This is a genomic window from Streptomyces sp. NPDC054883 (genome assembly GCF_053610645.1).
Genome location: NZ_JBSGYT010000034.1, coordinates 48,051 through 74,183, shown reverse-complemented (window position 1 = coordinate 74,183; position 26,133 = coordinate 48,051). Strand labels below are relative to the sequence as shown.

24 protein-coding genes, 1 tRNA gene and 2 pseudogenes are annotated in these 26,133 nt (G+C 68.8%); 13 read left to right on the top strand and 14 right to left on the bottom strand.

Annotation, left to right across the window (positions count from 1 at the left end; all coding sequences use genetic code 11):
• Positions 1–361 precede the first annotated feature (361 nt).
• A complete protein-coding gene (locus ACWGH1_RS23840; protein ID WP_453408985.1) occupies positions 362–1,840 on the top strand; it encodes an MFS transporter in 1,479 nt (492 codons plus the stop codon).
• A 522-nt stretch (positions 1,841–2,362) separates the two neighbouring features.
• On the opposite strand, the gene ACWGH1_RS23835 is transcribed toward ACWGH1_RS23840, so the two are convergent.
• Positions 2,363–2,911, bottom strand: coding sequence for a DUF4262 domain-containing protein (locus ACWGH1_RS23835; protein ID WP_453357471.1), 549 nt, complete (start codon positions 2,909–2,911; stop codon positions 2,363–2,365).
• 127 nt (positions 2,912–3,038) lie between these two features.
• Between ACWGH1_RS23835 and ACWGH1_RS23830 the strand changes: the two are divergent.
• Positions 3,039–3,311, top strand: a pseudogene (locus tag ACWGH1_RS23830) (MmyB family transcriptional regulator); the annotation flags it as partial.
• A 313-nt stretch (positions 3,312–3,624) separates the two neighbouring features.
• On the opposite strand, the gene ACWGH1_RS23825 reads toward ACWGH1_RS23830, so the two are convergent.
• On the bottom strand, positions 3,625–3,963 hold the full coding sequence (locus ACWGH1_RS23825) for a MerR family transcriptional regulator (RefSeq protein ID WP_453357472.1): 339 nt from the start codon (positions 3,961–3,963) through the stop codon (positions 3,625–3,627).
• A gap of 948 nt (positions 3,964–4,911) precedes the next feature.
• On the opposite strand from ACWGH1_RS23825, the gene ACWGH1_RS23820 reads away from it, so the two are divergent.
• The 6 genes from ACWGH1_RS23820 (at position 4,912) to ACWGH1_RS23795 (ending at position 11,560) form a co-directional block, all read left to right on the top strand.
• A complete protein-coding gene (locus ACWGH1_RS23820) occupies positions 4,912–5,301 on the top strand; it encodes an ATP-binding protein (RefSeq protein ID WP_453356908.1) in 390 nt (129 codons plus the stop codon).
• A 557-nt stretch (positions 5,302–5,858) separates the two neighbouring features.
• Entirely contained in the window at positions 5,859–6,347 is a 489-nt protein-coding gene (locus ACWGH1_RS23815) for an SPW repeat domain-containing protein (RefSeq protein WP_453356907.1), read from the top strand.
• Between the two features lie 307 nt (positions 6,348–6,654).
• Positions 6,655–8,403, top strand: coding sequence for an aa3-type cytochrome oxidase subunit I (ctaD, locus tag ACWGH1_RS23810; protein ID WP_453408984.1), 1,749 nt, complete (start codon positions 6,655–6,657; stop codon positions 8,401–8,403).
• Between the two features lie 15 nt (positions 8,404–8,418).
• Positions 8,419–8,760, top strand: coding sequence for a hypothetical protein (locus ACWGH1_RS23805; protein ID WP_453351692.1), 342 nt, complete (start codon positions 8,419–8,421; stop codon positions 8,758–8,760).
• A gap of 622 nt (positions 8,761–9,382) precedes the next feature.
• Positions 9,383–10,600, top strand: coding sequence for a PP2C family protein-serine/threonine phosphatase (locus ACWGH1_RS23800; RefSeq protein ID WP_453408983.1), 1,218 nt, complete (start codon positions 9,383–9,385; stop codon positions 10,598–10,600).
• A gap of 483 nt (positions 10,601–11,083) precedes the next feature.
• On the top strand, positions 11,084–11,560 hold the full coding sequence (locus ACWGH1_RS23795) for a hypothetical protein (RefSeq protein ID WP_453351690.1): 477 nt from the start codon (positions 11,084–11,086) through the stop codon (positions 11,558–11,560).
• A gap of 167 nt (positions 11,561–11,727) precedes the next feature.
• Here ACWGH1_RS23795 and ACWGH1_RS23790 read toward each other — a convergent pair.
• Positions 11,728–11,846: transfer RNA gene (locus tag ACWGH1_RS23790), tRNA-Arg, on the bottom strand.
• A gap of 283 nt (positions 11,847–12,129) precedes the next feature.
• Between ACWGH1_RS23790 and ACWGH1_RS23785 the strand changes: the two genes are divergently transcribed.
• Positions 12,130–12,633: a hypothetical protein gene (locus tag ACWGH1_RS23785; protein WP_453351689.1), complete on the top strand. Its 504-nt coding sequence runs from the start codon at positions 12,130–12,132 to the stop codon at positions 12,631–12,633.
• A gap of 160 nt (positions 12,634–12,793) precedes the next feature.
• Here the strand turns inward: ACWGH1_RS23785 and ACWGH1_RS23780 are convergent, their stop codons facing one another.
• The 5 genes and pseudogenes from ACWGH1_RS23780 to ACWGH1_RS23760 all read right to left on the bottom strand — a co-directional run bounded on the left by ACWGH1_RS23780 (position 12,794) and on the right by ACWGH1_RS23760 (position 16,630).
• On the bottom strand, positions 12,794–13,561 hold the full coding sequence (locus ACWGH1_RS23780; protein ID WP_453351688.1) for a YqjF family protein: 768 nt from the start codon (positions 13,559–13,561) through the stop codon (positions 12,794–12,796).
• 237 nt (positions 13,562–13,798) lie between these two features.
• Positions 13,799–14,297, bottom strand: a pseudogene (locus ACWGH1_RS23775) (GNAT family N-acetyltransferase).
• A 258-nt stretch (positions 14,298–14,555) separates the two neighbouring features.
• Positions 14,556–15,062, bottom strand: a complete 507-nt coding sequence (locus ACWGH1_RS23770; protein WP_453351687.1) for an STAS domain-containing protein — start codon at positions 15,060–15,062, stop codon at positions 14,556–14,558.
• A gap of 624 nt (positions 15,063–15,686) precedes the next feature.
• Positions 15,687–16,133 (bottom strand): cupin domain-containing protein, encoded by a 447-nt coding sequence (locus tag ACWGH1_RS23765; protein WP_453351686.1) that lies wholly within the window; start codon positions 16,131–16,133, stop codon positions 15,687–15,689.
• Positions 16,124–16,630: a carboxymuconolactone decarboxylase family protein gene (locus tag ACWGH1_RS23760; protein ID WP_453351685.1), complete on the bottom strand. Its 507-nt coding sequence runs from the start codon at positions 16,628–16,630 to the stop codon at positions 16,124–16,126. The genes ACWGH1_RS23765 and ACWGH1_RS23760 overlap by 10 nt, the downstream gene beginning before the upstream one ends.
• 599 nt (positions 16,631–17,229) lie before the next feature.
• On the opposite strand from ACWGH1_RS23760, the gene ACWGH1_RS23755 reads away from it, so the two are divergent.
• Positions 17,230–17,439, top strand: coding sequence for a helix-turn-helix domain-containing protein (locus ACWGH1_RS23755; protein WP_453351684.1), 210 nt, complete (start codon positions 17,230–17,232; stop codon positions 17,437–17,439).
• 365 nt (positions 17,440–17,804) lie between these two features.
• Positions 17,805–18,299 carry a transposase gene (locus tag ACWGH1_RS23750; protein WP_453351695.1) on the top strand — a complete coding sequence of 165 codons (495 nt, stop codon included), beginning with the start codon at positions 17,805–17,807 and terminating at the stop codon, positions 18,297–18,299.
• A 37-nt stretch (positions 18,300–18,336) separates the two neighbouring features.
• Here ACWGH1_RS23750 and ACWGH1_RS23745 read toward each other — a convergent pair whose 3' ends face one another.
• From ACWGH1_RS23745 to ACWGH1_RS23720, 6 genes are all read right to left on the bottom strand, one after another.
• Positions 18,337–18,834: an N-acetyltransferase family protein gene (locus ACWGH1_RS23745; protein ID WP_453351683.1), complete on the bottom strand. Its 498-nt coding sequence runs from the start codon at positions 18,832–18,834 to the stop codon at positions 18,337–18,339.
• A 1,097-nt stretch (positions 18,835–19,931) separates the two neighbouring features.
• Positions 19,932–20,600 (bottom strand): DUF3618 domain-containing protein, encoded by a 669-nt coding sequence (locus ACWGH1_RS23740; RefSeq protein ID WP_453351682.1) that lies wholly within the window; start codon positions 20,598–20,600, stop codon positions 19,932–19,934.
• Complete coding sequence (locus tag ACWGH1_RS23735; RefSeq protein WP_453351681.1) at positions 20,576–21,010, bottom strand: phage holin family protein; 435 nt, start codon at positions 21,008–21,010, stop codon at positions 20,576–20,578. Before ACWGH1_RS23735 ends, ACWGH1_RS23740 begins: the two co-directional genes overlap by 25 nt.
• Positions 21,011–21,012: 2 nt before the next feature.
• Complete coding sequence (locus ACWGH1_RS23730) at positions 21,013–21,759, bottom strand: hypothetical protein (protein ID WP_453351680.1); 747 nt, start codon at positions 21,757–21,759, stop codon at positions 21,013–21,015.
• Between the two features lie 259 nt (positions 21,760–22,018).
• Complete coding sequence (locus ACWGH1_RS23725; RefSeq protein ID WP_453351679.1) at positions 22,019–22,852, bottom strand: ABC transporter permease; 834 nt, start codon at positions 22,850–22,852, stop codon at positions 22,019–22,021.
• Positions 22,849–23,769 (bottom strand): ABC transporter ATP-binding protein, encoded by a 921-nt coding sequence (locus ACWGH1_RS23720; RefSeq protein WP_453351678.1) that lies wholly within the window; start codon positions 23,767–23,769, stop codon positions 22,849–22,851. The genes ACWGH1_RS23725 and ACWGH1_RS23720 overlap by 4 nt, the downstream gene beginning before the upstream one ends.
• A 225-nt stretch (positions 23,770–23,994) precedes the next feature.
• Here ACWGH1_RS23720 and ACWGH1_RS23715 point away from each other — a divergent pair, with 225 nt between their 5' ends.
• Both ACWGH1_RS23715 and ACWGH1_RS23710 read left to right on the top strand, forming a co-directional pair.
• Positions 23,995–25,170 (top strand): histidine kinase, encoded by a 1,176-nt coding sequence (locus ACWGH1_RS23715; RefSeq protein ID WP_453351677.1) that lies wholly within the window; start codon positions 23,995–23,997, stop codon positions 25,168–25,170.
• Positions 25,167–25,838 carry a response regulator gene (locus ACWGH1_RS23710; RefSeq protein ID WP_453351676.1) on the top strand — a complete coding sequence of 224 codons (672 nt, stop codon included), beginning with the start codon at positions 25,167–25,169 and terminating at the stop codon, positions 25,836–25,838. Before ACWGH1_RS23715 ends, ACWGH1_RS23710 begins: the two co-directional genes overlap by 4 nt.
• Positions 25,839–26,133: the final 295 nt, after the last annotated feature.

The window sequence follows — 26,133 nt, the reverse complement described above, 5'->3', positions numbered from 1 at the left end:
TGGTTGCGGGGGGCGGGCCGCGCTATCTGGTGTGCGTCGGCGCCCGGGGGTGTCGTATGGTGATTCGGTTCCTGTGCCGAGGTGTCGGTGACAGTGACCGGAGTACTTGTTCCTTCTGCGCTGTCGATCTTGAGGTGACGTCCTATTAACCAGGCCATGTAGTCGTCCGTGTTCCCCGCGTGCTGTTGCGTCGCACGTGTCCGGGGGCGGACGTCACGCTGGCCTGAGTTGCGTCATCCTCCCCCTGTTTTTTGTCTTTCCCGGGTGCAGCTCTGCCGTCTGCCCCGGGTTTCGTGTTTTCCGGCCCCGGTGCGGCTGTCGGCATGGCTCCCCGATTCCTTTGGATCAGGAGTTTCCCGTCGTGTCTTCCTCCGCGCTCGACAACGAGCCGCAGCACACCACCCCGTTCCCGGACGACCCAGCACCTCACCACCCGAAAATGGCCTTGGCCGCCCGGATCGCCCTCTTGGTCCTGCTGACCGCCGAGCTCATGGACCTCCTCGACCAGTCGGTCGTCCTGACCGCCCTGCCCGCGATCCAGGAGTCGACCGGCGTCGGACCGTCCGCATTGCAGTGGCTGACCACCGGCTATTCACTGCCCGTCGCCGTCGGGCTGATCACCGGCGGTCGCCTCGGTGACCTCTACGGCCGGCGAAAGATCCTCCTCCTGGGCACCGTCGTGTTCACTGCGGCCTCGCTCATGTCCGGCCTGGCTGCCGGGCCGGGCGTGCTGATCGGCGCCCGCATGCTCCAGGGCGTGGGAGTGGCGCTGATGATCCCGCAGGTCCTGGCCACTCTCCATGTCACCTTCGACGGTAAGAACCGCAGCAAAGCCTTCGGTCTGTACGGTGCCGTCCTCTCCATCGCCAACGTCCTGGGTCCGGTGCTGGGCGGCCTGCTCACCGAGGCCGACCTGTTCGGGCTGTCCTGGCGGCCGATCTTCCTGGTCAACGTGCCCGTCGGCGTCGCCGTACTCCTCCTGGGACGCAAGTTCATCCCCGAGTCGACCGTGAAGAAGGCTGACCGGCTCGACCTGCCCGGCATGGCGTTGTCCGCGCTGGCGATCGTCCTGATCGTCTTCCCCCTCTCCGAGGGTCATCTGCATCACTGGCCGCTGTGGTGCTTCGCCCTGCTTGGTGCAGCCCTCCTCGTGCTGGTCGTCCTCCTGCGCCACCAGCGGCGCAAGCAGGACGACGCCCCGCTCGTGCCCCTGTCCCTCTTCCGGGGCCGGCAGTTCTCCGGCGGCACGGCCGCGCAGCTGATGCACGGCCTGCTGTGCGGGCTCTTCTTCATGACCTGGACCCTCTACCTCCAGCGTGGACTGGGCATGAGCCCAGTCCACGCGGCCCTGGCCTTCGTTCTGCTCTCCCTGGGAGAGCTGGCCGGCGCAACGCTCGCGGCAAAGAGCGCCGGGCGCTTCGCCCGCCGTCTGCCTCAGGCCGGAGCACTCATCACGATCGCTGCGATGGCCGCCTACGGTGTCCAGGCCGCCGCAGGCGAGGGGGACCTGACCCTGCTGGCGATGACCGCTCCGGTGGTACTGATCGGCTTCGGTCTCGGCATGGTCGGCGGCCCGCTCGCCGACTTGTCGCTGGCCCGGGTCCCGCACGAGGATGCCGGAGCCGCCTCGGGCCTGTTCAACACCGCGATTCACCTGGGCATCGCCCTCGGTACCGCGCTGACCGCGCTGGTGTTCTTCGCCACCACCGGCGGCTCACCCGACGCCGGACTCAACCGCGGGGCGTTCATCACCGTGCTGTGGTGGGTCGCCGGCTTCCTCGCCCTGATGTGGGCCCTGATGTTCTGCCTGCCCAAGCAGACGAACAGCCAGGCCGACTGAGCCACTCCCAGGCCCCGGCCACGAAGTCGGCCGGGGCCTGGGCCCTCAGCCTTTCTCGTTCTCGCCGTCTTCGGCGCCGTCGGGGTTGGGGGCAGGCCCCGGTCGCACGGAATCACCACGAGGCCAAACAGCTGGCTGTCTTCCTCGGCCGCACCCGCATCCGCATCCGCCTCCGCACCCCGCTCGAACGACGCCTTGCCAGCACCTCGTCCCGAGCCTCTTTGGGAACTCCGTCCGCCGCCCCAGAACGGTGGCCGGCCCGCGTCCACCACAGGCCGGGATGGTTCAGAGAAGTGACCAGGCCAAGACTGATCGCACCGGACCAAATAGGGCGCATTGGCATTTCTCCTTGCACAAAGGCTCTCAATACAGCCTCGCACCATCACCGGCCCCTCCACCGCCCCAGGAGGGCCGGCCGGGCGCACACCCGACGTCCGGGCAGCCCGCCCCAGCAGCCGACCGATGATCTTGCTTGAGTAGTGCGTCGCCCGGGTGCCGGCTCGCCGCTTCCGAGCCAGGAGATCAGAGGTCGGTCGTCCAGATCCCGGCAGGATGGTCACTCGGAGAGAGCCACAACTGAGGCTGTGACTCGCGGTGCCTCTCGCCAGCCTGCTCATCCCAGTGGAAACGACCCTCGGCGTCAGGCAACGCGACTTGCAGCACGAGGAGGGGCGGTCGCCGGTAGAACCCGATGGCCTGCCCGAAGAAGGTCCGGTACCAACCGCGATCAACCTGCCTGAGCGCGACTCGATGGCCGGCGACAACATCAGGATGGCTCTGGTCGTCCGCCAGCGCTTCACCCGCTGCGGAATTCTCTCCGAGCGTGTTGAGCATGCGGTGCATGGCGTGGACATCGAGCCCGAACATGGCGAGTTCAGGTCCGCCGTGAGTGTGCGCGAGGCCGACCGTGTAGGCGAATCCAGGACCGATCTCGTCTTCGGGAACCATCACGACGTGCCATCCGTGCTGCCGTACATGCTCGATGACCGTCAGATCCATGCGGTCGGCTTCGTCCCGGTCGCCGTAGTCATGGCAGAGGACGCAGCGGCACTGGAACGGATCATCAGTCATGTGCGGAGGGTACGAGGCGAGCAGTGCCAAGGTGAAGGGCAGCGCCGTCAAACCGTAGGCGAAGGCGGAGACGCGCAGATTAGGGTGGGACGCGGGGAACTTAAGGGCGGTAGTGACTCCCCATGCACTCGTCGGCGAGCTCCTTTTGAAGAGCCCGGACTTCGCCGGACTGTGGGAACTACGACGTCACCGGCCGCAAGATCACCACCGAAACTTTCCAGCACCCCCAGATCGGCAAGATCACCCTCGACTTCCAAGGCATGGCCCTCGAAAGCACTCCGGGCCACGGCATGGGCATCTACACCGCCCAGCCCGGCACCGCCGACCACGACGCGCCATGCTCCTCCTCGACATGACCGCCAACCACACCGAGCCCACGCCGTCCCAGCAGAAACCGTAGGCCTCCAAGAGCCTCGAATGGGGGTTGGTCGTGCGTCATCGCGCCACGGATCCCACCACGGCTTCCGGGTACTTCACGCCGACGGGGTCGCTCTTCCCCCGCGGGGCAGGCCCTCGTGGAAGTCGTGCGAGCGACCGAAGCCCGCAGCCTGGCCGGCGCGGCCGACGTCGAAGGACTGCCTCTTGCCGCCGAATCCGTCACGGACGGCGACACCATCCCTGTCGGCTCAGCCTCCTTCGAAGTCCAGCACTTGGCCGGTCACTCACCCGGCGGGATCGCCCCGCCAGCCGACTCTCGGCGGCCCTCCTTCGCCTCAGGCCGCGGTCGACGGATTCGCCGATTCGGCGGCGCGCCTGTACTGGGCGTTGATGCGTTGGGCTTCCTGGAGTTGGTCTTCGAGGATGACGATGCGGCAGGCGGCCTCGATGGGGGTGCCGCGGTCGACGAGTTCGCGGGCGCGGGCTGCGATGCGCAGCTGGTAGCGGGAGTAGCGGCGGTGTCCGCCCGGGGAGCGGAGGGGGGTGATGAGGCGGGCTTCGCCGATGGCGCGGAGGAAACCCTGGGTGGTGCCGAGGAGTTCGGCGGCCCGTCCCATGGTGTAGGCGGGGTAGTCGTCGTCTTCGAGACGGTCGAACGAGGCGTCTGCTGTCACTGTCACCTTCTGCAGGAATGGATGGAACGCGTGGAGGGGCCCTGGTGCCGTACGGCACCAGGGCCCCGAAGGAACTGCTACACCATCTGCCGGCCCTGATACTGCGCCGGCTCCCTGTTTCCACACGACCGACCGTGTCGTCGGGGGTGCGGGGATCGCGGTTGCCTGACCGGAGACCACCTCACTATCGATGTCCTGCGGTACCCGGGTACAACTTCGCCCGGGCGATCCCGATGGCGTTCGTTCCTCCGCTCTTCCCTCTTGATCAACTGCTACTGCCACTTACAGGGACTGCGTACTGCTGATACTGCTCAACTGCCGTAATGCGGTACTGCTCTACTGCGGGTACTGCTGGTGATGCGGTACTGCTCAGCGGCCTGCGGTAGCGCCACGCTTCCGGCAGCCAGCCCCGTCGCCCATCGTGCGTCTGCTCTGGCTTGGAACCCCACTGCCGGACTTCCCGGTGCGCGCGCCCGCAGCCGACGCCTTCACCGAGGGTGTTGCTGATACTGATTCCACTGCGGTACTGCGAACTGCACTGCGTTTGCTGCGGGTCCTGCTCATGGCGGCCCCTGGATCACTGCGGGCCACCCGGTCCGGCCGCCAGTCCCGTCGCCGTCCTGCACAAACCTGGCTTCGAAACTCCGCCGCCGCACCGTCCTACGGGTACTGCAACTGCGGGTACTGCGTACTGCTGCCCGGCAGTTCATTCCTGCCGGGCCCTTCGTCCTTGCTGGTTACGAGAGAAACCATAACCACTCCACCGCCCAATGTCTACTCCGGCCAACTCAGGTTTTTGCGCGTTCGACGGAGAGGTAATCGGACTCGAACAGTCACGGGAAGCAGACGCACGCACGGCAGGAGCCGGGTGGACGGCAACAGGGTGGGCACAAGCAATAGGCCAAGAAGACCCGGCACTGAAAGATCCACACACCACGGGGGTCCTGCATGGAGACGATGAGCGTCGAAGTCGCGATCGGGGACGCGACGACGTCCGTCGCCGACGCCCGCCAGAGCGCCCTGGCCCTCCTCGCACGTCTCGTACCCCCAATGGCGGAGGAGCCGGCCGAAGCCGTGGTCCTGGTCGTCTCCGAACTCGTCACCAACGCACTGCGCCACGCCGGCGGCACCTGCACCGTGGACCTCACCGCCCACACCGGCAGCATCGAGATCGCCGTCCACGACGCCAGCCCACACCCCCCACTCCTGCGGACCCCCGACCTGAACGGTGGCGCCGGGGGCTTCGGCTGGCCCATGATCAACCGCCTCGCCCACACCACCCGGATCACCCACCGGCCCACCGGCGGCAAAACCGTCAGCGCCCTCCTCACCCGGTAACGCAGAAGGGCCCGCGCCGGCGACGCCAAGGCGATCGCGCCCAGTCGCCCGGCCGTGGGCCGACGGCCCTTCGGAACGGGCTCCGGCCCCCTCAGAAACCTGTTTGTGGTGTCCGGGTGTGATCGCCGTAAGTCGGGGCAGCGGAACTCTGGTCCTGCGTCCTCTGATCTCGCATCGAGTGTGCGGCATGCCCTGAGGCAGGCGGGTTTTCACCTGGTCGGCGACGTGGCGGACGGAAACCCTGCGCCTGGTCCACGCCGTCCTCCAGCACCACGAGGGGCAACTCGGCGACGACGCCGGCGTCTGCTCTGCGAGTGGCACGGCCACCAGCCACCACCGCCCACCGGGAGCCCTCACCCGTAGGGCCTCGCGGACCGGCGAGGCAACATGGACCCGCCGGTCACCACCCCGGCGGCGCAACCTCGAACTGTTTCCCTCGCCGATGCCGCGCCGCCCGAGACCGGGGCGGCCTTCACGAAGGCTTAGCGGCGTCTACCGGGGTAGGCGGTTCGTGAGGTGCGGTTAACAGCCCGTCTGTTGAATACGAGGAGGCTGTCATGACGGTGCACAGTCATCACAGTGTTGCGCAGGTCAGTGGCATTAAGAGCCTGCGCAGGAGTCAGCACGACGACATTCTCGGCCTGCTGATGCTGCTCGTGGCCCTGGTGCTGTGCGTGGCTCCGATGGCCCTGCAGGACGGCCCCAAAGATGCGCAGATCAATGAGGTCATCGTCGGCACGATCGTGTTGTTCGCGGCCGGCTCACGCCTCTACCGCGGGGCAGACATGCGCTCCGACGTGCTCATCCTGCTCTGCGGGGCGTGGCTGGTTGCCTCGCCGTTCGTCCTGGGGCTGCAGAAGACCGCGTTCGCCGAGAGCAACCGGGTCTACGACGTGGTCCTCGGCGCCGCTCTGATCGTGCTGGCGCTGATAGGCATGGCGCTGCTGCGGGCCGCCAAGCGCTCCGAGGGCGGCGGCGCGAGTGAGCAGCTGCCGGCCCACCGGGGCACATCGAGCCCCGACCGGGCAGCACCGCCGCAGCCTTAGAAACGTCACTGGGGAAGGCCACGGCGGTACAAGGTGCGCCGGGGCTGTCGCACGCTCATCCGGCCGCCTATGCGATTGCCCGGGCTCAGGGTGCGGTCGCGGGTGACGCCCCCGGTCCCCATGACATCCCGGTCTCATGGTTCTCCTGGACAGGCCGTCAGTGTTCTGGACGACGGATCACTCTGACGCGGGGGCCGCGGGTGACCTACCGCGTCACTCTCCGTAGTACAAAGGTGAGCGACGCGTACAAGACCGGTGCCGCGGGTACCGGGGCGTCCGTGCGTCTGTCTTCCGTAAAGGACTCCTCATGGTGACGTCGACCGAGCCCATCACGCCGATTCCCGTGCCGGGGCGTTCGTGGGGCAGAGTGCTCGTTTCGTGGCTGTCGACGACGGACCACAAGAAGATCGGGCACCTGTACCTGATCGCCTCGTTCGTCTTCTTCGTGTTCGGCGGGATCCTGGCCCTGGTGCTGCGGGCGGAGCTGGCCCGGCCGGGGATGCAGATCGTCACCAACGAGCAGTACAACCAGATCTTCACCCTGCACGGCACGATCATGCTGCTGTTCTTCGCGACACCGACCTTCGCCGGGTTCGCCAACGCGGTCATGCCGCTGCAGATCGGCGCGCCGGACGTGGCGTTCCCCCGGCTGAACATGCTCTCGTTCTGGCTGTTCTTCTTCGGCGGCCTCATCGTCGTGGCGAGTCTGCTGACGCCGCAGGGGACGGCCGACTTCGGCTGGACCGCCTACACGCCGCTGAGCAGTGTGGAGCGGACCCCGTACATCGGCGGCGACATGTGGATCATGGGGCTGGCGATGTCCGGTTTCGGGACGATCCTGGGCGCCGTCAACTTCGTCACCACGATCATCTGCATGCGCTCGCCCGGGATGACGATGTTCCGGATGCCGATCTTCACCTGGAACATCCTGCTGACCTCGGTCCTGGTCCTTTTCGCGTTCCCGGTGCTGGCGGCGGCGCTGCTGGTACTGGAGGCGGACCGCAAGTTCGGTGCGCACGTCTTCGACCCGTCCAACGGCGGACCCATCCTGTGGCAGCACCTGTTCTGGTTCTTCGGGCACCCGGAGGTCTACATCATCGCGCTGCCGTTCTTCGGGATCATCACCGAGATCCTCCCGGTCTTCTCGCGCAAGCCGGTGTTCGGCTACCTCGGCCTGATCGGGGCGACCATCGCGATCGCCGGCCTGTCGGTGACCGTGTGGGCCCACCACATGTTCGCCACCCAGGCGGTGCTGCTGCCGTTCTTCTCCTTCATGACGTTCCTGATCGCGGTGCCGACCGGGGTGAAGTTCTTCAACTGGATCGGCACGATGTGGAAGGGCTCGATCTCCTTCGAGACACCCATGCTGTGGTCGGTCGGCTTCCTGGTGACGTTCCTGTTCGGCGGTCTGACCGGCATCATCCTCGCCTCCCCGCCGATGGACTTCCACGTCACCGACACCTACTTCGTCGTCGCCCACTTCCACTACGTGGTCTTCGGGACGGTGGTGTTCGCGACGTTCGCCGGCTTCTACTTCTGGTGGCCGAAGATGACCGGCACCATGCTCGACGAACGCCTCGGGAAGATCCACTTCTGGACCCTGTTCATCGGCTTCCACCTCACCTTCCTCGTCCAGCACTGGCTGGGCGCCGAAGGCATGCCGCGCCGCTACGCCGACTACCTCACCGCCGACGGCTTCACCGCCCTCAACACCGTCTCGTCCATCGGCGCGTTCCTGCTCGGCGGCTCGACCCTGCCCTTCCTCTACAACGTGTGGAAGACCGCGAAGTACGCGCCGCGCATCACCGTGGACGACCCCTGGGGCTACGGCCGCTCCCTGGAATGGGCCACCTCCTGCCCGCCGCCGCGCCACAACTTCGTCACCCTGCCCCGCGTACGCTCCGAATCCCCCGCCTTCGACCTGCATTACCCGGAAGTCGCCGCGTTCGACCATGCGGGCGATCACGGCAAACGCGACGTCATCGACCAGGACAACGCCGCCGCCCCCCGCGGGTCCCTGCCCGGCTCCGGCCAGGCCCCGGACCAGCCCCGCTGACCGGCACGGCCGGCGATGAGCGAGCAGCATCCACCCGACGCGGCGGCCGGCCTGGCCCGGCTCGAGGGGTACCTGATGAGCCAGGCCGCGCGCCGCGAGGCCGACCAAGCGGGCGAAGAGTTCGCCCGTGGCCTGACCTGGCTCGGCCCGGGCGAACGGCAGGAGATCGCCGAGCGCTTCGCCGAGCACCACCTGCGCCTCAAACGGCAGATACTGACCGCCGTCGTGGCGCGGGCCGAAGAACTCAAAACCGAATACGGCCTCCGCTACGCGCTCCTTCGCCGCCGCCTGGTCGCCCTCACCGCCACCGCCTACGGTTTCCTGACGACCGTGATGATCCTCTTCACCCTGTCATGAACCGCGTGCCCCGCCACCCCGCGGCCTCGTCCGACGGCCGCCTCTACGGACCCTGGCCGAGGGCGCAGAGCCGGCCGTCGAGCTGGTCGCGACGACCCGGTGGCAACCGTGTGGAAGCGCAAGCAGCGGGGGAAGTAAGGGCACTGGGCGGCGCGACTGGCGGGCTCCCCTACGCCGAGATCGGCACCCCCGGCCACGCTGGCCAGAGGAGATGGAACCCCACCGTCCCCACCCAACCTCAAAAGCGGCGCGTCCGGCACCTCGATCTGGTCCGCCCCGCCGAGACGGGGCGGCAACCGACACCTGCCCTGCTCACCCCCTGGCATGCACCGGGCCCACGCCAGAAACATCACCAGTCGGTCCGTCAGGAGCGATCGTCCCAATACGGAGCCGGCGAGTGGCTGGCAGACGGCGCCCTTAGGGCCATAAGCTCCGCGGCGCCCGCCTCCCAGGTCGGATCGGCTGGTAGTTCCTCGCCATGCCAGGGCGGCGTGGCGAGCCCGGTCCGACCCGCTGGGCGGCAACGGGCGATCACCGGCGGCCCGATCTGCCGGTGATCTCCGTCGGCAAGGGTGACCATGAGGGAGACAGGCTTGCCCCACTACAGGCCGGAGGATCTTCAGTGCCCGATTCCTACAGCATCATGCTCACGGGCCTGCTCCGGGCGAGCCATGTCACCACGTTCGAGCAGTTGCCCGCCGTCGTGGCGGAGCACGCCTCGCGGGCCGGCTTCAGCCCGATCCGCATCTACGTATGCGACCTGCGGGAAGACATGCTGCGCCAGGTGACCGGTGAGGGACTCGACGCCGGGCGCGGCGGTGAGCAGCTACGGGTCGACGCCACCTTGGCCGGGCGTGCCTTTCAGAGCATGCGGGTGGTGTCCGCGGCGTTGCAGGGCCACCGGTTCCACTGGCTGCCGCTTTTGGATGGTACCGAGCGTCTGGGCGTCCTGGTCATCGCCACGGAGGGAGAGCCGGATGCCGAGGCGCGGGAGGCCATGGGGGATCTGGCCTCGGTGGTCGGGATGATGTTGGTGGCGGCGCGGGCGCACAGTGACTCCTACGCGCGTCTGATCCGGTTGGAGCCGATGTCGGTGTCGGCGGAGATGCAGTGGACGCTGATGCCGCCGCGTACCTTTACCGGGCCGCGGGTGACGATCGCAGCCGCGATGGAGCCGGCCTACGCCACGGCCGGGGACGCCTTCGACTACGCCCTGGCAGCGGATGTGGCCCATTTGGCCGTCTTCGACGCCATGGGCCACGACACGGCCGCTGGTCTGACCGCGAACCTCGCCATGGCCACCTGCCGCAACCAGCGCCGCCAAGGGGCGAGCCTGAACCAGGCGCGTGATGGCATCGAAGCGATGCTGATCGAGCAATTCACCCTGGACCGGTACGCCACCGCGATCCTCGCCGACCTCGACCTGGACAGCGGACTGCTGTCGTGGATCAACTGCGGCCACCCGCCGCCCATCCTCATCCGCGACGGCCGCTGGATCACCACGCTCGAACGCACTCCCACCCACCCGCTGGGAACCGACCTCGGCCTGCCCGCCCATGTGCACCGCGAGCAGTTGGAGCCCGGCGACCGCCTCGTGCTGTACACCGATGGCATCACCGAAGCCCGCGACCGCACCGGCCGCGAATTCGGTCTGGCCCACTTCGTCGACTTCATCATCCGGGCCCAGGCCGACGCCCTGCCCGTCCCCGAAACCCTGCGTCGTCTGGTCCACGCCGTCCTCCAACACCACGACGGGCAGCTCGGTGATGACGCCACCGTCCTGCTCTGCGAATGGCACGGCCACCAGCCACCCCCGCCCACCGGGGCTGCTGGCCCGTGACCTGCGCAGGCCGGCGAGGCAACAGGACGCCCGCAGCCGCGCCGACCGGGCGGCGTTCACCGCCGTCCCGACGAACTGCGCCGTCTGGGCGTGCGGCCCCCGTGCGTCCTCAGCGGCGTGGAAGCCTCCGGGCCGCGTTCAACACCGGATGCGCCGCCCGGCAGGTGTACGGCGGCCACGACGGGAACATCAGCGCTCCGGAGCTGACGAGCCTGGCCCGGACCCGGCCCACCGCACTTCTCCTCTCGGCAGAGGACGCGCCGTCGCGCTGGGCGCACACCTGCGCCCGCACCCGCTGCCCGGCCTCCGCGGACTGCCGCGCTACCGCGCCTACCTGGCCCTCACGGCGGGGTGGTGACCGGGCGCGGCGCGGCCCCGTACACCGGCTTTCACGGGTAGCGGCCCGCCACGGGGTAGCCGCCCGGCATGATGAAACGTGCGCTGTGGCAAGGCATGGTGGCGGGCACGGCAGGTGGCATCGTCATGACGCTCGGTGAAAAGCTCGAGCAGGCGATTACGGGCCGGCCCGACTCGCACGTGCCCGCCAGGGTCCTGGAGCGGCTCACCGCGATGGCCGAACAGTCGGGCCGGCAGCCGTTGCGCGTGAACTGGGCCATGCACTTCGGTCAGGCCGCCCTCCTGGGCGTCCTGCGCTCGGTGATGGCCCATGCCGGTCTGCGCGGGCCGTTGGCATCGGCGAAGTTCGCCGTCGTACGGCTCACCAACGACCAGATCTTGGAGAACGCGACCGGAGTCGGCGCCCCGCCGCAGACCTGGCCCCGAGGCGAATGGGTGGTCGACGTGCTGCACAAAGCGGTGTACGCCTTCACCACCGGCCTCGTCGCCGACGCCCTCGCCGCCCGGAGCGGCCCTGGCCCGGGCCAACGGCACGCGTCCCTGCGCCCGGGCCGCCATACCGATGTAGGGCCCCTGCCGCGCCCGGACGCGTACGGGGCCTGAGTGCAGTCTGCGCAGCTTCCGCGACAACGGTCGTTACGGCCACGGGGCAGCGATCACGGCTTGCCTTACCCATCTGGCTTCGTGCATGTGAAGTGGGTCTGGCTCAACTTGCGTGGACGTGGACCGACGTGGCAGTGCGTGCGCTGGACAGAATTCCAGGTCGGCTGCGGTGCCGACGGGATTTGAACCCGTGGACAGACAGGGGCAGGCCCGCCCCGTCTCCGTCAGTCGCCGTGAGCGGGACCTCGCCCACGTCGATCGCAATGGGCCGCTCTGCCACGGCACCGCAGCCTGCGAGAATGCGCGCCATCCCGCTACGGTTCAAGGTAGGGGATCGTCCTGTGCGCAGCGAGCCGTTATCCAGCACGGCAGCCGTTGCAGCAGGACACAGAAGTTGAGCCGGAACCTGTGAAGTAGCAGCGCTTGGTCATCGGTTTGGGCAGCAGTTAGCGATCCTGGGTGCTGCGGACGTTCAACAGCAACGACGTCACCTGACGGTGGTGAGGATACGGATCTGCGGGGATTGTTGATCTTGCAGGTACCGGCGTCCGGTGGGGCATCCTGGTGCGATGAAAGATGTCGAGGCGATGTGGCAGTCGTGGTTGTCCGGACTCGCACCGTCAAAGCGAGCCGCGGCGGAATTGCTTCGGACGCAGTTCGAAGCCCTTGGCGCGGCTGACGCATCGGGTTGGGCCCGGTCTGAGATTGATAAGAACCAGCCGGAGCTGGCACGGTTCGTGCTGCTCCGCTCCTTGTGGCAGGGTGCGATCGATGGGTGGGCCGGCCCGGGAGCTTTGGAACAGGTGGCGGCAGCTCGGCGCTTGTTGGATGCGGGGGCAGACCGGGACGACCTGGTGGTGCTGGCTCGGGCTATCGCTTACGAATCGGTATTCGCCGTGGTGGACGAGTTCGATTGCGGCAAGGACGTGAACGTGTCAGGGGTCGATGTCGGCTGGGCGGTCATGGAGTCCGACGAGGACGGATGTTCCACCGGCCGTCCCCTCTCGGGTCTTCACGAAGACCTCTTGACGATGGACCCGAGTGGGCGCGACGGTGCAGATCTGTGGCGTTAGGCCACCGGGCCAGGCTGGGTGAAGAAACCCGTGTCGGATCCGGTCAGGGACCCCGTCGCCGCCTCCCGCACAGTTATGCCGCCGTCTTTTCGGCGAGTTCGTGGCAACGCTGAGGAGTTCCGGTGGGCCGGCGGTGGCGCCGTGCAGAACCCGGAGTCGGTTACCCACCTACTCCGGTGGCGGGGCGGGGCGGGCCGAACAGGACCGGACAGACACCCGGCGAGGCGTGCGCGAGGGGTTCGGTGCTCGGGAGCGTCAAACCCGCACAGCGGGTGAGGTTCTCCCGCAAATGCGTGAGAGTCGCCCGTCGCAGGGGCCATGCTTCGTGCTGCACCGGCGTGCTCCACAAGATCCCGGCCCGGTAGGAGTAAGCACGGGCGCGGTCGGTGAGCCAGGCGTCGAGACCCGTGGCCGACACCTCGGGGCCCGTGCGGACGATCAGCCGGTACGACGGGCCGCCCGCGCGGCGGCGCCCGGCATAGCGGTGCTCCGAGCCGTCGCTGCCCACCCGCAGGTCCGCCCAGTGGTACGGAATGCCCAAAGCCCATCCCGCCAGCATCAGCGGGTTGTCCGCCTCCAGCGTGAAGAACCACACCCCCTGCGGACCGTGGTGGTCGGCCAGCCGGACGTAGGTGCGCAGGTTGGTCTCCGGGAACGTCCGATGGGGAAGGGGAACTCCCAGGACACGGACCGACTCCATCACGAACGGTGTGAGACTCACCCATGCCCGGCCCTGAAAGGTGTCGACCCGAAGACCGGAGGGCAGCAACGATTGGACTTCGCCCGGCGGATAGGGCCAGTGCACGAACGCCTGGTGTGTCCAACACGCCCGCAGCACCGGCCAGCGGACGGGCCGCGTCGTCGCCGGGGTATCGACGGTGTGCGCTGACACGGCCGACGGCTCTTGGGGTCTCGTTGCTCGCCTCATGCGTCGTCGTCCCTCGACCGGCCGTTCTGACACTCCCCGAGGCAGCACCGTCGGTGCAGGTGCCCGAAGATCGTCTGGTCCGCCCCACCGGGGCGGGGCGGCAACCGGCGCCTGCCCTGCTTGCCGCCAGTCATGCCCGGTACACACCGGACGTGCCCCAAAGTCGGCCCGCCAGGAGCGACCGTCCCCGCCGCCCGCCGAGATGAGTGGCCTGACGAGGCGTGTCGCGTCAGTTGATCACACCGGTGCCGCATAGCAATGCACGGTCACCGTCTGGCACGGGCTCCACCGCTGGTCGACGGTAGCCAGCAAGGTCCATCCCAGGCGTTCGTACAGGGCCGCCGCCGACGTATCGGAGACCAGGACGTCGAGGACCGGGTGTAGACCACGCTGGTGCGCATCCTCCACCCGCTCGCGCCATCAGCCGAGCGCCGATCCCATGGCCACGGGCTGCCGGCGAGACGAACAAGCGGCTGATAACAGCGGTGCTCCCGAGATCGCCGCCCTCCCGGCGGCTCCACAGGGCAGGCGCCGCATCGCCCTCTCCACTGCGGGAAAGGCCGATGTGACCGATGACGTGTCCGTCCTGTTCCGCCACCCAGGCCGCCAGCAGGGACGGTTGCCTCAGCCACCCGCTGGGGCACTCAGGCCAGTTCACCGGGTAGCCGTCGCGCCCATGGACTTCGGCCAACACGTCGACACAGGCATCGACATCGCACGCATCGCGCGGCCGGATGCGCCGGGGCGAAGACTCCTCGGCGGTAAAAGCGTCCCGTTGGTTCACCGAAGCATGCAAGCACACCGCGCAACACGACCCCTCGTGTCGGTGTCATCGAACCCGCCGCACAGGCAGGCGGACACCGTGCGGGTGCCCGCCCCTTCGGTTGCCGGATCAGGTGTGGACGCGGCTGTTGATGCCGTCGTGGCCGTCGGCGTGCTCGTCGTTGAACCAGTAGTCGCCCGCGGCGAGGTACCGGAAGGAGTGCACGCCCACTCAGGCGTGATCCGCCATGAGTGGATCACCGTTTCCCGCAGCCTGGTGGTGGATGCGCAGTGCCTGCTGTACGGAAGGGGCTACGGCAAGGACCCTGCCGATCTGGGTGATCTCCAGCATGTCGCTGATGAACGGGGGTGGTGCGGCCAGGGTGAACGCGGTGCCGGTGGCCAGGCACCTCCTCCACACCTTCAGCAGCATGGACAGTCCGGAGGAATCGAAGAAGTCGATCCGTGAGAGGTCAAGCACGAGATGGCGGCAGTTCCTCTCGTCCAGCAGCGCCGTGATGTCGGGCTGCAGTGCGGTGACCGTGTCGAAGGTGACGACGTCGGGTAGCCGTGCCACCGTCACACCGTGATCACGTACCTGAACTTTCACCACGCTGGTCTCCGCTCTCCGCCGAAGTTGACCTACGTGTTCCCCACCGCACGGCCGGTACGCAGTCACGATCCGCGTTTCGTCGGCCACGAAGGCCGGCGCGTCATCAGGGAGGAGTGGCGTCCGCATGCATGAGCCGGCAGACGTGGCCGCCGAGCTCCACCTCGTCCATCGTCGCCAACATGCGCGCCGCTCTCATCTCCTCCCCCTTCCCGCCTTCCGAACCGCCTCGCGCACCGGCGCCGCCACAGCCGGGGCGGGGGCAGCGCCCGTGGCGGGGCGGTGGGCGCAGTGCCCAGAGCGGGGTCGGGAAGGCGAGGATCGCGTCGCGCACCGGGCCCTCGGTCATCGTGGACTTGAGGAGACCGGCCTCACCGGTCGGTGCCCTCCGCCTTCGTCCGCGCGATGTTCGCGTCAACGGCCTGGTGGACTCCGACGGTCATGCGGCCCAACTGTGGGGTCGACTGCCCTCGGGCGGTCGCCGACCGCTCGCCCGCAGGCCCTCTTTCGTGTGAAGCCGCGTGGGTTACGCGGTTGCTGCACGGAACCCGGGTGATCGTAAGGCACTACGGCATTGAGAGACGGGGCATCATGACGAAGCTGTAGCAGTGGAGGATCGCGCCGCGATTGACCCGAGCGACAGTATTCACGATGGTTGATCCAGAACCTCCCGTCGTACCAGCTGGTGGCCGGCACTATAGACGCCGGCAAGGACAACGGCACCGCGGGACGACGCGGCACCGCGCGGGTTCGTCAGGGCCGCCGCTCCTCGTACTCGATGTGGTAGCGGGCGGCGATGGGGTTGATCTTCGCGGTCAGGACGGTCGGGCCTGCCTCGATCAGGTCCTCGACGTAGCATGCCCAGCCGCCCGGGGAGGAGATCTGCAGGACGCGCAGGGGGCGGGTCGGAGGCGCGGCGCAGGCGTGCGGGACGCCTTGAGGTAGCAGGGTGAAGGTTCCCCGCGGCGCGAAGTGGGACCGGTCGTCGAACTCGATGTCGACGATGCCGTCGAGGACGTAGACGCACTCGTCGGCGCGGTGGTGGACGTGCCGCGGGATGTCCTTGGCGAGGGTCACCTTGAGGAGCGACACCCGTCCCTCGGTGTCGGCGGTGGCGGCCTTGACGGTGAAGGCGGGTGGCAGCGGTACGCGGCCCGGCCGGGCGGTACCGGGCTCCTCACGTGGTCGGGTCAGTCCCACTGCCGGTCCGCGAGAGAGGTGACCGGTTGGGGCTTGCCGATGACGGCCAGGGCGATGAAGAAGTTGATCTGGCCGATCGCGATGGTGAGGGTGGCCAGCGCCGTGTCGTCGTAGTGCCTCGCCACCTCGGCATAGAGCTCGTCGGTGACGCGCTCGCGGCCGTGCGGGGCGGGCTGGAGCGTGGCCTCCACCAGGGCGAGGGCGGCGCGCTCGGCTCCGTCGAAGTACGGGGCGTCCTGCCACGAGGAGACGGCCGTGATGCGCTCCTGCGACTCGCCGGCCTTGCGCAGGAACGCGGTGTTCAGGATCGTCAGGTAGGTGTTGCCGACGATCTGCCCGGCCCGCAGGTGCACCAGGCTCATCGTGGTACGTGGCACCGAGCGGTTGCCCGTGGCGCGGAACAGGGCCGCGCTGACATCTCTCAGCTCGGGCACGAACTCCCCCGGGTCCGGCATCCGGGAGATCGAAGTGGGTGTGCTGGTGGGTGTGTCCGTCATGGTCGTGCTCCCTCGTCTCGGGCTCGGCCTGTTCACCGGCTTCGTCTCACTGACGAAGCGGCGTGCCGGGATGTGACGGGGTACGCGGGATTTCAATGATGAGGGCGAGGACCGGGGCTGCGGCGGCGCCGACGAGGGTGCCGACGAGGACCTGGGGGGTGTGTCGCGGAAGTCGACGCGGACCAGCCGACCAGGGCGACGAGGGGGTAGCAGGCGAGCGCCCAACGGCCGTAGGCGAGGGCGAGCATGGCGAGGGCGCCGGAGGAGACCGCGGTGTGGACGGAGACTTCCAGAGCGTGGTGCTGGCCAGGATCAGGGTCACGAGCACTCGCGGCGATGAGGGCGATCATCTTGCGGGGTGCACCAAGGGTGGTCATGAGGGTGATGCAGGCTGCGACGGACGCCGTGATCGGCCTTGGGGACCAGCAGTACAGCCCTTGGCGCTAACCCTTGATCATGATCGCTAGTGCTGTGACCGCGTAGGTTCGCCAGGTTGGTGTTCATGGTCCTCGTGCCGGGTGGATGTGACGGCACGTCCGGTCGGTGCGGGGAGGCGGGATGGCGCAGCAGGTCAAGGTGCGTACGTTGACGAGCAGAAGGTGCAGAACCTGCAGCGGGTCGTACGACGGGGCAGCACCAGCACGGTGCGGTTCCGCAGGGCGATGATGCTGCTGGCCTCGGCGGACGGGAACAGCGTGCCGGTGATCGCGCGGCTCGTGCAGGCGGACGAGGACACCGTCCGGGACAACGAGCTCGGGCTGTCCTGCCTGGACCCTCGGTGGGCGGGAGGCCGTCCTGCTCAACCGTGACGACGAGGACTTCGTCATCCAGACGGCCACCACTCGCCCGGCCGAGCTCGGCAAGCCCTTCACCCGCTGATCGATCCGGAAACTCGCCGATCGCCTGCGCCGCGACCTCGCCCGCCCGATACGGATCGGCCGCGATGCCCTGCGCTGCCTACTCGCCCGCCGCGGGATCACCTTCCAGCGCACCAAGACCTGGAAGGAGTCCACCGGCCCGGACTTCGACGCCAAACTGGACCGCATCGAGTACGTGCTCCACGAGCGCCCGGACCGGACCTTCGCCTTCGACGAGTTCGGGCCGCTGGGCATCCGCCCGACGGCCGGCGCCTGCTGGGCCGAGCGAGGCAGGCCGGACCGGTAGCCGGCGACCTATCACCGCAGATCACCGCGCTCACGGCACCCGCTACTTCCATGGCTGCTACTCGGTCGGCGACGGCACCCTGCGGGGCGTCAACAGATGCCGCAAGGGCATCGGCCCGACCTGGGCCGCGCTCAAGAGCATCCGCGCGGCCCGCCCGGACGGCGCCCCCGTCTACGTCATCCTGGACAACCTGTCCGCCCGCAAGAACTGGCGCATCAGACAGTGGGCGGCGCGGAACAAGGCCAAGCTGTGCTTCACCCCGACGAACGCGTCCTGGGCCAACCCGATCGAGGCACACTTCGGGCCGCCGCGACAGTTCACCCTCGCCAACTCCCACCACCGCAACCACACCGTCCAGACCCGCCAGTTGCACCGCTACCTGCGCTGGCGCAACCAAAACCCGCCACCCCGACGTCCTGACCGCACAGCGCCGCGAACGCGCCCACATCCGCAGCGAGAAGGGCATTCGCTGGGGGGCGGACGCCCCCTCGCCGCCGCAGCCTGACCCAAGTGAGGGATCCCGCCGTGCCCGGATGTGGAGATCAGACAGCGGCCAGGCTCTTCGCCATGACCCGCTCCCTGCCAACGCCATCGGGCAGAAGATCGCCTGGCTCACCCGTGTCCGTGAAACCGTGCCGCTCATAGAGCGCGGTCGCCTTGCGGTTGTCCGGCATGACGGACAACCGCAGCGCCGTGGCACGACGCTCCACCCCCCACCGCTCGACCGCCTGGATCAGGCAGTCACCCACGCCCTTGCCCCGAGCCGTGGGGCTGACCCACATCGAGATCAACTCCACGTTCTCTGCTCCCTCGCCCGGCACTCCGCTGGCCATGCCCACCGGAAGGCCGTCGAGGAGCGCGACGAGATCGTGCGCGCCAGGAATCGACAGACGTGCACGCCAGCGTTCCTCTCGGTCGCCGGACCCCTGCCACTGGGCCAGCGTCGATCCGAACGCGTAGGGCGCCTCAGCAAGCGCGGCCAGTCGCAACTCCCGCCAAAGGGGCCACTCGTCTGATTCCAAAGTGCGTATTTCAAGCATGATCCAGATCCTGCCCACCCGCTGGGGCGGGCAGCAAGTTGATTACCACCATGCAAACGAGGTCGCTCAGTCCTGCGACCAGCCGAAGCCGGGGAGCAGTCGAGGATGACGATGCGGCAGGCGGCCTCGATGGGGGTGCCCTGGTCGACGAACTTCCCGGTGCGCGCGCCCGCAGCCGACGCCTTCACCGAGGTGCTGCTCACCTACTTCACTGCCGGGTACTGCGAACTGCACTTACTACGGGTACTGCCACTGCGGTACTGCTTGTGGCGGCCCCTGATCACTGCGGGCCACCCGGTCCGGTCACCAGCCCCGTCGCCGTCCTGCAACCGCTCTGGCTTCGAAACTCCGTCACCGCACCGCCCTGCGCACTGCAACTGCATGTACTGCTGCCCGGCAGTTCGTACCTGCCGGGCCCTTCTTGATCTCGGCTACGAGAGAAACCATAACCACGACACAGCCCCATGTCTACTCCAGCCGACATAGATTTCCGCGCGTTCGACGATCAGGTAATCGACCTCGAACAGCGACGCCGACAGCCACCTCCGGGCTGCGCGCCCAGGCCGGAGCACAAGCACTAAGCGGGCACGACCGGGCTTTGACGATCAAGAGATCACGTGGTGCGCGACACCGGGTGTGGCGCCGGCCTGACTTGCATGTCCCTGTCTCGGCACGACTCGCAAGGGCCGCAGAACCGCCGTCACGGCCTCCCCCCGATCTCCTGCACCGCATCGGGCCGCTTCCCGCCGCCGCGCTGCCGTCCGGGGAATAGAACCTGATCGGTTCCTGGAGGGTGTAGAGCTGGTTGACCGGGGGGAGCCCCCTGATGGGGTCGGCCCTCAGTGTGGCGTGCATCGCCGGGCCGGTAGAACCAGCGACGGCCTCTTCCCCTGCGTCCGGGTCGCTCACCGCGCCCGCGATCCGCCCGGCGCCGCCCGGAAAGACCTGGGGGCTTCTCTCCGGCTGCATACGCCGGCGCGCCCTCCGAACCGCGCGCTGCGCTGCGCGGAAAGGCCGGGCGCGGCACGACGCCAAGGGCCGGAGCCCTGGCGACGCAGCCTACGTCCCGGCTTCTTCCGGTCGATGCGACCCCAGGCCTACGTGCGCGGCGGTTGCGTACTGGAGTCGTCGCGTACTTCCGCCACCGTTTCCTGTCCGGTCTGGCGCAGCTCGTCGGCGGTTTCCTGGCCGGCGTGCTGTGCGTGTTCGGTGGTCGTCGTGACGGCTTCCTGAGCCGTGCCCTTGACCGATTCAACGGCCTGGGCGACTGGTTCCTTCAGCTCGTCGCGGATTTCGTGGGTGGCGTCGAGAGCGGTCTGCTTGACCGGTTCCAGCAGGTCGTCGGAGTGCTCGCGCAGGCGCTGTCCGGCGTGCTCCTCGGCCTCGGTGGTCGGCAGCAGGGCGGCGGCGAGCATGCCGGCGCCGAACGCCATCAGGCCCGCGGCGAGCGGGCTTCCCTGGGTCTGGCGCTTAACCTGTGCGGGAGCCTGCTGAATGGCCTCCTGGGTGCTGCTGCCCGCTTCCCGGGCTGTTTCGCCAATGCTGTCGGCGACCTGGTGGAGGCTGCCGGAGGTTTCCTGCGCGGTGTCCTGTACGGTGCCCATGATCCGCTCCTTCACTCCGACCACCCGGCTGCGCATCGAGTCGACTCTGCGCTGGGCCATCTTGCTCGGGGTCATCCTGTCGGCCAGGAGGTCGACGTTGCGCGCAAGGTGCGCACGCCGGTACTCCACGTCGCTCCTCAGTTCGTCGGGTGTCGTGCCCACTGGGCATCCTCCTTCAGCGTCTCAACGGTCTGTTCGGGCTTGAGGTTGACGGCCCGCAGGCGCTTGCGGCCCATGGCGTACAGGACGCCTCCCACCGCGGCCCACAGGGCAGTGACGATCAAGGCGGCCCAAGCGGGGTCCATCACGTTGGCGAGGGCGAAGACGACGGTCAGGCTGCCGAAGAGCAGCACCACGTGCCCGGCGTAGCCCGCGCCGCCGAGCATCCCGACGGCCTTGCCTGCCTTGGTGGACTCCTGCTTGATCTCGGCTTTCGCCAGCTCGATCTCGTCGCGTACGAGTCGAGAGAGGTCTTGGCCTATCTCACCGATCAGGGTGCCGAGGGAGGGTTCGGCTGACGTCGGTGGTGGCGCCGCGGGCGCCGCCGGTCGTTCGTGGGAGGAGAGGGCCATGCTCAGACCCCTCCCCCGGGCCGCGGGGAGCCGGTGGCCGGCGGGTAGGCCGGAGGCGCCGGCGTGACGTGCGGCGGCTGTGACTGACCGTAGGTGTCCAGCGGGTCCTCATACCCGGCGGGTATACCGCTACTGTCGGGGACGGGAACCGGAGGTGCTGGCGGCGTACGGCTTCCGGTACCTGGTGGGTCGGCGGGTGTAGCACTGCCCCTGTCGGCTGCGGCATTGCCTGCAGTCTCCGGGGTGGCTGAGGCACTGATGCTCTTGCCGGCCCGCGCGACGACGAAGCCGGCCAGTGCCGCTCCGGCAAGAAAGGCTCCGGGGCGGCGGCGGGCGAAGTTCTGCAGGTCGCTGACCAGCCCCTCGGGTCCTCGCCTATCCATGTGGGAGGCGACCTTGTGTCCGCCGTAGGCCAGCTGGCGAGCTACGTCCGCCATGGTGGAGTCCGGCTTTCCGTTGTCGCCCAGTTCCCGCAGCTCCTGCGAGAGGCGACGCACTTTCTCCGCTAGGCGCTGCGTCTGGGTCTCGGCCTGGCCGGTCAGCTGGGTCCGCAGCTCCCCGACAAGGTCGCGGGCCTGCGCGGTCGCTTCTCCGACGACATTGCCAGCCTGCTCCTTGGCCGTCCCGCCTACTTCGGCGGCCTTGTCACCAACCAGCGAAACGCCCTCGCCGGCCTTTCCCTGCACCGTGTGTGCTGCAGCCGTCGTCCTGCTCTCATCCTGACGGCGCGCATCCTGGAAGTCACTCAAGGCTCCTCCTGATGTATGGCGGTGATGCATCTCACACCACCCCCTGCCCTCCATTCATCACCTCACCCGCTCATGCCTCCACCGAACAGCAACCCCTCCCCTACCGCTCGGCCCGGACAGCACTGTGCAAGGGAGAAGACGGTTCGCAGATGGCCAGGGCCAGCCGGGACAAGGTGTCTGGTCAGCACTTGGGCCACGGGCGCTGCTGAGGGCCTTGTCCCTGTGGCTTCCGGCGCGATACGCGATTCCCCTGGGACGTTCACACATCGCGGTGCCGTACGACGGCCACGGCGAGGGTCATGGCGAGCAGCGGCCAGAGGGCGAACACGATCCAGCAGCCGGGGAGCGTGGCGCTGTAGCCCAGGGATCCGGGATCCGGCTCCCAGGTCTGGACGAGGCGGGTCCAGGCGGCCGAGACCATCGCGTGTTTGATGTCGGCGGACCAGCGGTTGCTCTCGGAGAACATGGTGGGGAGCATCAGCAGGGTGAAGGCGCTGGTGAGCATGGTGGCGGCGGCATGGCGGAGCAGGACGGCGAGGCCCAGGCCGGTCAGGGCGCACACCGGAGCCAGCAGCGCCGATGCCACCAGCGGGCGGAGCACATCGGGATGGGTGATCGGGACGGCGGCATCGTGCCCGTTCAGGACGGCCTGGGAGACGAGGAAGGATCCGGTGGCGGCGGCCATCCCGACCGCGGTCCACAGCAAGGCGGTGACGACCGCCTTGGCCAGCACGACCGCGCCGCGGGCGGGGACGGCCGCGAGGGTGGTGCGGATCAGGCCGCTGCCGTACTCGCTGACGACGTTGAGGGCGCCCATGCTCCCGGCGACGAGTATCAGCGTCATGTAGCCCGGCGAGGAGAAGGAGTCGTAGGCCAGGAAACTGGTGGGTTCGGAACCCGCCGCCTTGTCGGAGAGCGTGGCCACGGCGGCGGATCCGATGACGAACAAGGTGATGGAGGCGAGGACCCACGGGGTGGAGCGCAGAGACCGCGTCTTGATCCACTCGGAGGCGATCAGGTCGCGGAAGCGGGCGGGCGGCTCGGCGAGGGACACGGACGAAGTGGTCGCGGGGGCGGAGGCGAGTGTGGTCATCGGGGCTGTCCTGCCTGGTATTCGACGCTGCCGGCGGTGAGTTCCATGAAGGCCTCTTCCAACGAGGCCGCCCGGGTGGTGAGTTCGTTGAGAACGATCCCGTTCTCAAAGGCGAGCGCGGCGATCCGGTCCGTCGGCAGTCCGGTCACGGCGAGCTTCTCGGCGCCCGCCGATCCCTCCGGCTCGACCGATGCGCCGGCGGCGGTCAGCACCACCGTCAGCTCGGCTGCCTGCCGCGTGCCCACCACCACTGAGAGGCTGGTACTGCGGGCCGCGAAGTCCCGTACCGACTCTGCTGCGATGAGCCGGCCCCGGCCGATGACGACGAGCTGGTCGGCGGTGTTCTCCATCTCCGACATGAGGTGGCTGGAGAGGAAGACCGTGCGGCCCTCGGCCGCGAGGCGTCGGAAGAGACGGCGCATCCACAGCACCCCTTCCGGGTCCATGCCGTTGACCGGCTCGTCGAACATCAGCACCGGCGGGTCGCCGAGCAGGGCGGTGGCGACCCCCAGCCGCTGCTTCATGCCGAGCGAGAACCCGCCGATGCGGCGGCCCGCCGCCTCGGCCAGGCCCACCTCGTGCAGCACCTCGTCCACCCGACGCAGGGAGATCCCGTTGCTGCGGGCCAGGGCGGACAGGTGGGCGGTGGCGGTGCGTCCGCCGTGGACCTGGCCGGCGTCGAGGAGGGCGCCGACGTGCCGCAGTCCGCGGGGGTGGCTGCGGAAGGGGACCCCGCTGACGGTGGCGACGCCGCCGGTGGGCGCCTCCAGGCCGAGGATCAGCCTCAGGGTGGTGGACTTGCCGGCTCCGTTGGGACCGAGGAAGCCGGTGACCTGACCCGGCCGCACGGTGAAGGACAGCTGGTCGACGGCGGTCTTGCCGCCGTAGCGCTTGGTGAGTTCATTGACTTCGATCACATGGACAACCCTGCCGGGAGGGCCCCGTCCGGTCATGGGGCCGTGGGCGGCAATCGCGGGTCCGGGTTCGCCCGTGGGCGTACGCCCCCGGGCCGACGCCGCGGGGTCGGCGGATGGATAACCTCGCGGGATGAACGACATACCGACCACCCCGTTGCCCGCGCGCGTCGCACAGCACGACCTTTCCCTTGAGTGGGCACACCACCTCCAGAGGGCACACCGCCGATGACGAGAACGAAGGTCATGGCCTGGGTGGGGGGTGTTCTGTACCTCCTCGCGGTCAGTCTGCTCGCAGGAGCCGCGCCGCGGGCTTCGGGGACGGTCCACGGCATCGGGGCACTGCTGGCGACGAGCCTGCTCGTCGGCGTCCTGCGACGCAGGCCGATCCTGGCCCTCGCCATGGCGCTCTTCGGATCCACGGCCGTGGTGCTGGGTCTCCCGAGCTCCGCCCATGTGGACCTGTCGGCTTCGTACCAGGGCGAGTTCCTGTCGTATCTGGCGGTGGACCTCGTCCTCGGCTTCATCGTCGCCACCCGTGCGCGGCGGGCTTCGACTGTCGCCGCGGCCGCATCCCTCGTCGTCCAGCTCTTGCTCGTCGGCGGCTTCGCGCACGGCGACAGCCTGATCGTCAACCTCGTGATCGCCCTCCTGGCGATGGCCGCGGCGTGCACGATCGGTCTGCTGAGCCGCGAGCGCCGCGAGCACGCGGTGGAGCTGCGCGCACAGGAGGTGGCCGAGGCCGTTGTCGCCGAACGGCTCCGGATCGCACGGGAATTGCACGACATGGTCGCGCACAGCATTGGCATCATCGCCATCCAGGCCGGGGTGGGCAGCCGGGTCATTCAGACACAGCCCGGGGAGGCCCTCGAGGCTTTGCGAGCCATCGAAGTCACCAGCAGAGAGACCTTGTCGGGCCTTCGGCGCACGCTGGTCGCGCTCCGTCAGGCTGACCCGGACGCGGAGCCTTCGGGGCGGGCACCGCTCACGCCTTCGCCCGGTCTGGCGAACCTCGAACGGCTGGCGGCGTCGACGGCGGACGCCGGCGTACGCGTCGACGTGCGCCGCGGCGGGGAACAGTGTCCGCTGCCGGCCGACATCGACCTGTCGGCCTACCGTATCGTCCAGGAGGCGCTGACCAATGTGGTCCGCCACGCGGGCACCGGACACTGCCGCGTGACCATCGAGTACGGGGACGGGGAACTATCCGTGGAAATCGTCGATGACGGGTGCGGCGCCACCGAGGACGGCCCGGCCCACGGCTTCGGCATCGTGGGCATGCGCGAGCGGGTCGCTCTGCTGCACGGCCGCCTCAGCGCCGGGCCGCGTCCCGAGGGCGGCTTCCGGGTGGCGGCGCGGCTGCCCCTGCCCGACCCCGCCGGAGTTCCGGTGGAGACCAGATGACCGACAGTCCCGTACGCGTCCTGCTCGTCGACGACCAGCCGCTGGTGCGGTCCGGTCTGCGCGTCATCATGGCCGACCACCCCGACCTGGAGGTCGTCGGTGAGGCGTCCACCGGTGCCGAGGCGGTCCAACTGGTCGGGGACATACGCCCCGACGTCGTGGTGATGGACATCCGGATGCCCGGCATGGACGGGATCGAGGCCACTCGACTGATCACCGCAGGTCCGGCCGCCGCCCGCGTCCTCGTCCTGACCACTTTCGACGAGGACGACCACGTCTACGGCGCGCTCCGGGCCGGTGCGAGCGGTTTCATGGTCAAGGACATGGCGCTCGACGACATCCTCGCGGCGATCCGAGTGGTCGCCGCCGGTGACGCGCTGATCGCCCCGGGTGTCACGCGCCGTCTGATCGCGGAGTTCGCCGGGCGCCCCGAAGCCGCCCCGGCACGCTCCGCACGGCTGGTCGAGGGCATCACCGAGCGGGAACGGGAAGTCCTGACCCTGGTCGGGCGCGGCCGGTCGAACACGGAGATCGCGGAGGACCTCTTCATCACGGTGGCCACCGCCAAGTCGCACGTGTCGCGGCTGCTCACCAAATTGGGCGCCCGGGACCGGGTTCAGCTCGTGATCACCGCCTATGAGATGGGGCTCGTCACGCTGCCCGGCTGAGCAACTCTGACCCCAACACCGGTTCCTGGTCCGTTCCTCGCACAGCCCTGCCGCCGCTGCTCACGGCCCCGGCCAGGCCGGCGTTACGCCGGGATGCTTGCTGCCTCCCCCTGCGGAGTGCGCAAGGCCGGGGTCGGGTTTGGCAGCTCCGGCACGGAGCGTGCCTCAGCCGGCCAGAGGGGCCCGGAACGCCGCTCCACGTACTCGTGCAGCCCGTGGGACGTTGCCAGCCCCAGCAGCGCCGATAGCGCTGTGGCAGTTGCCAGCCCCAGTGGGCTGCACGTGTCTTGCGCGT

Bases quoted from the DNA above. Each gene is read 5' to 3' on its own strand.
- ACWGH1_RS23835 (WP_453357471.1), bottom strand. From the start codon at position 2,911: ATGACTGATGATCCGTTCCAGTGCCGCTGCGTCCTCTGCCATGACTAC.
- ACWGH1_RS23820 (WP_453356908.1), top strand. From the start codon at position 4,912: ATGGAGACGATGAGCGTCGAAGTCGCGATCGGGGACGCGACGACGTCC.
- ACWGH1_RS23815 (WP_453356907.1), top strand. From the start codon at position 5,859: ATGACGGTGCACAGTCATCACAGTGTTGCGCAGGTCAGTGGCATTAAG.
- ctaD (WP_453408984.1), top strand. From the start codon at position 6,655: ATGGTGACGTCGACCGAGCCCATCACGCCGATTCCCGTGCCGGGGCGT.
- ACWGH1_RS23805 (WP_453351692.1), top strand. From the start codon at position 8,419: ATGAGCGAGCAGCATCCACCCGACGCGGCGGCCGGCCTGGCCCGGCTC.
- ACWGH1_RS23795 (WP_453351690.1), top strand. From the start codon at position 11,084: ATGACGCTCGGTGAAAAGCTCGAGCAGGCGATTACGGGCCGGCCCGAC.
- ACWGH1_RS23785 (WP_453351689.1), top strand. From the start codon at position 12,130: ATGAAAGATGTCGAGGCGATGTGGCAGTCGTGGTTGTCCGGACTCGCA.
- ACWGH1_RS23780 (WP_453351688.1), bottom strand. From the start codon at position 13,561: ATGAGGCGAGCAACGAGACCCCAAGAGCCGTCGGCCGTGTCAGCGCAC.
- ACWGH1_RS23770 (WP_453351687.1), bottom strand. From the start codon at position 15,062: ATGCGGACGCCACTCCTCCCTGATGACGCGCCGGCCTTCGTGGCCGAC.
- ACWGH1_RS23760 (WP_453351685.1), bottom strand. From the start codon at position 16,630: ATGACGGACACACCCACCAGCACACCCACTTCGATCTCCCGGATGCCG.
- ACWGH1_RS23745 (WP_453351683.1), bottom strand. From the start codon at position 18,834: ATGCTTGAAATACGCACTTTGGAATCAGACGAGTGGCCCCTTTGGCGG.
- ACWGH1_RS23735 (WP_453351681.1), bottom strand. From the start codon at position 21,010: ATGGCCCTCTCCTCCCACGAACGACCGGCGGCGCCCGCGGCGCCACCA.
- ACWGH1_RS23725 (WP_453351679.1), bottom strand. From the start codon at position 22,852: ATGACCACACTCGCCTCCGCCCCCGCGACCACTTCGTCCGTGTCCCTC.
- ACWGH1_RS23715 (WP_453351677.1), top strand. From the start codon at position 23,995: ATGACGAGAACGAAGGTCATGGCCTGGGTGGGGGGTGTTCTGTACCTC.
- ACWGH1_RS23710 (WP_453351676.1), top strand. From the start codon at position 25,167: ATGACCGACAGTCCCGTACGCGTCCTGCTCGTCGACGACCAGCCGCTG.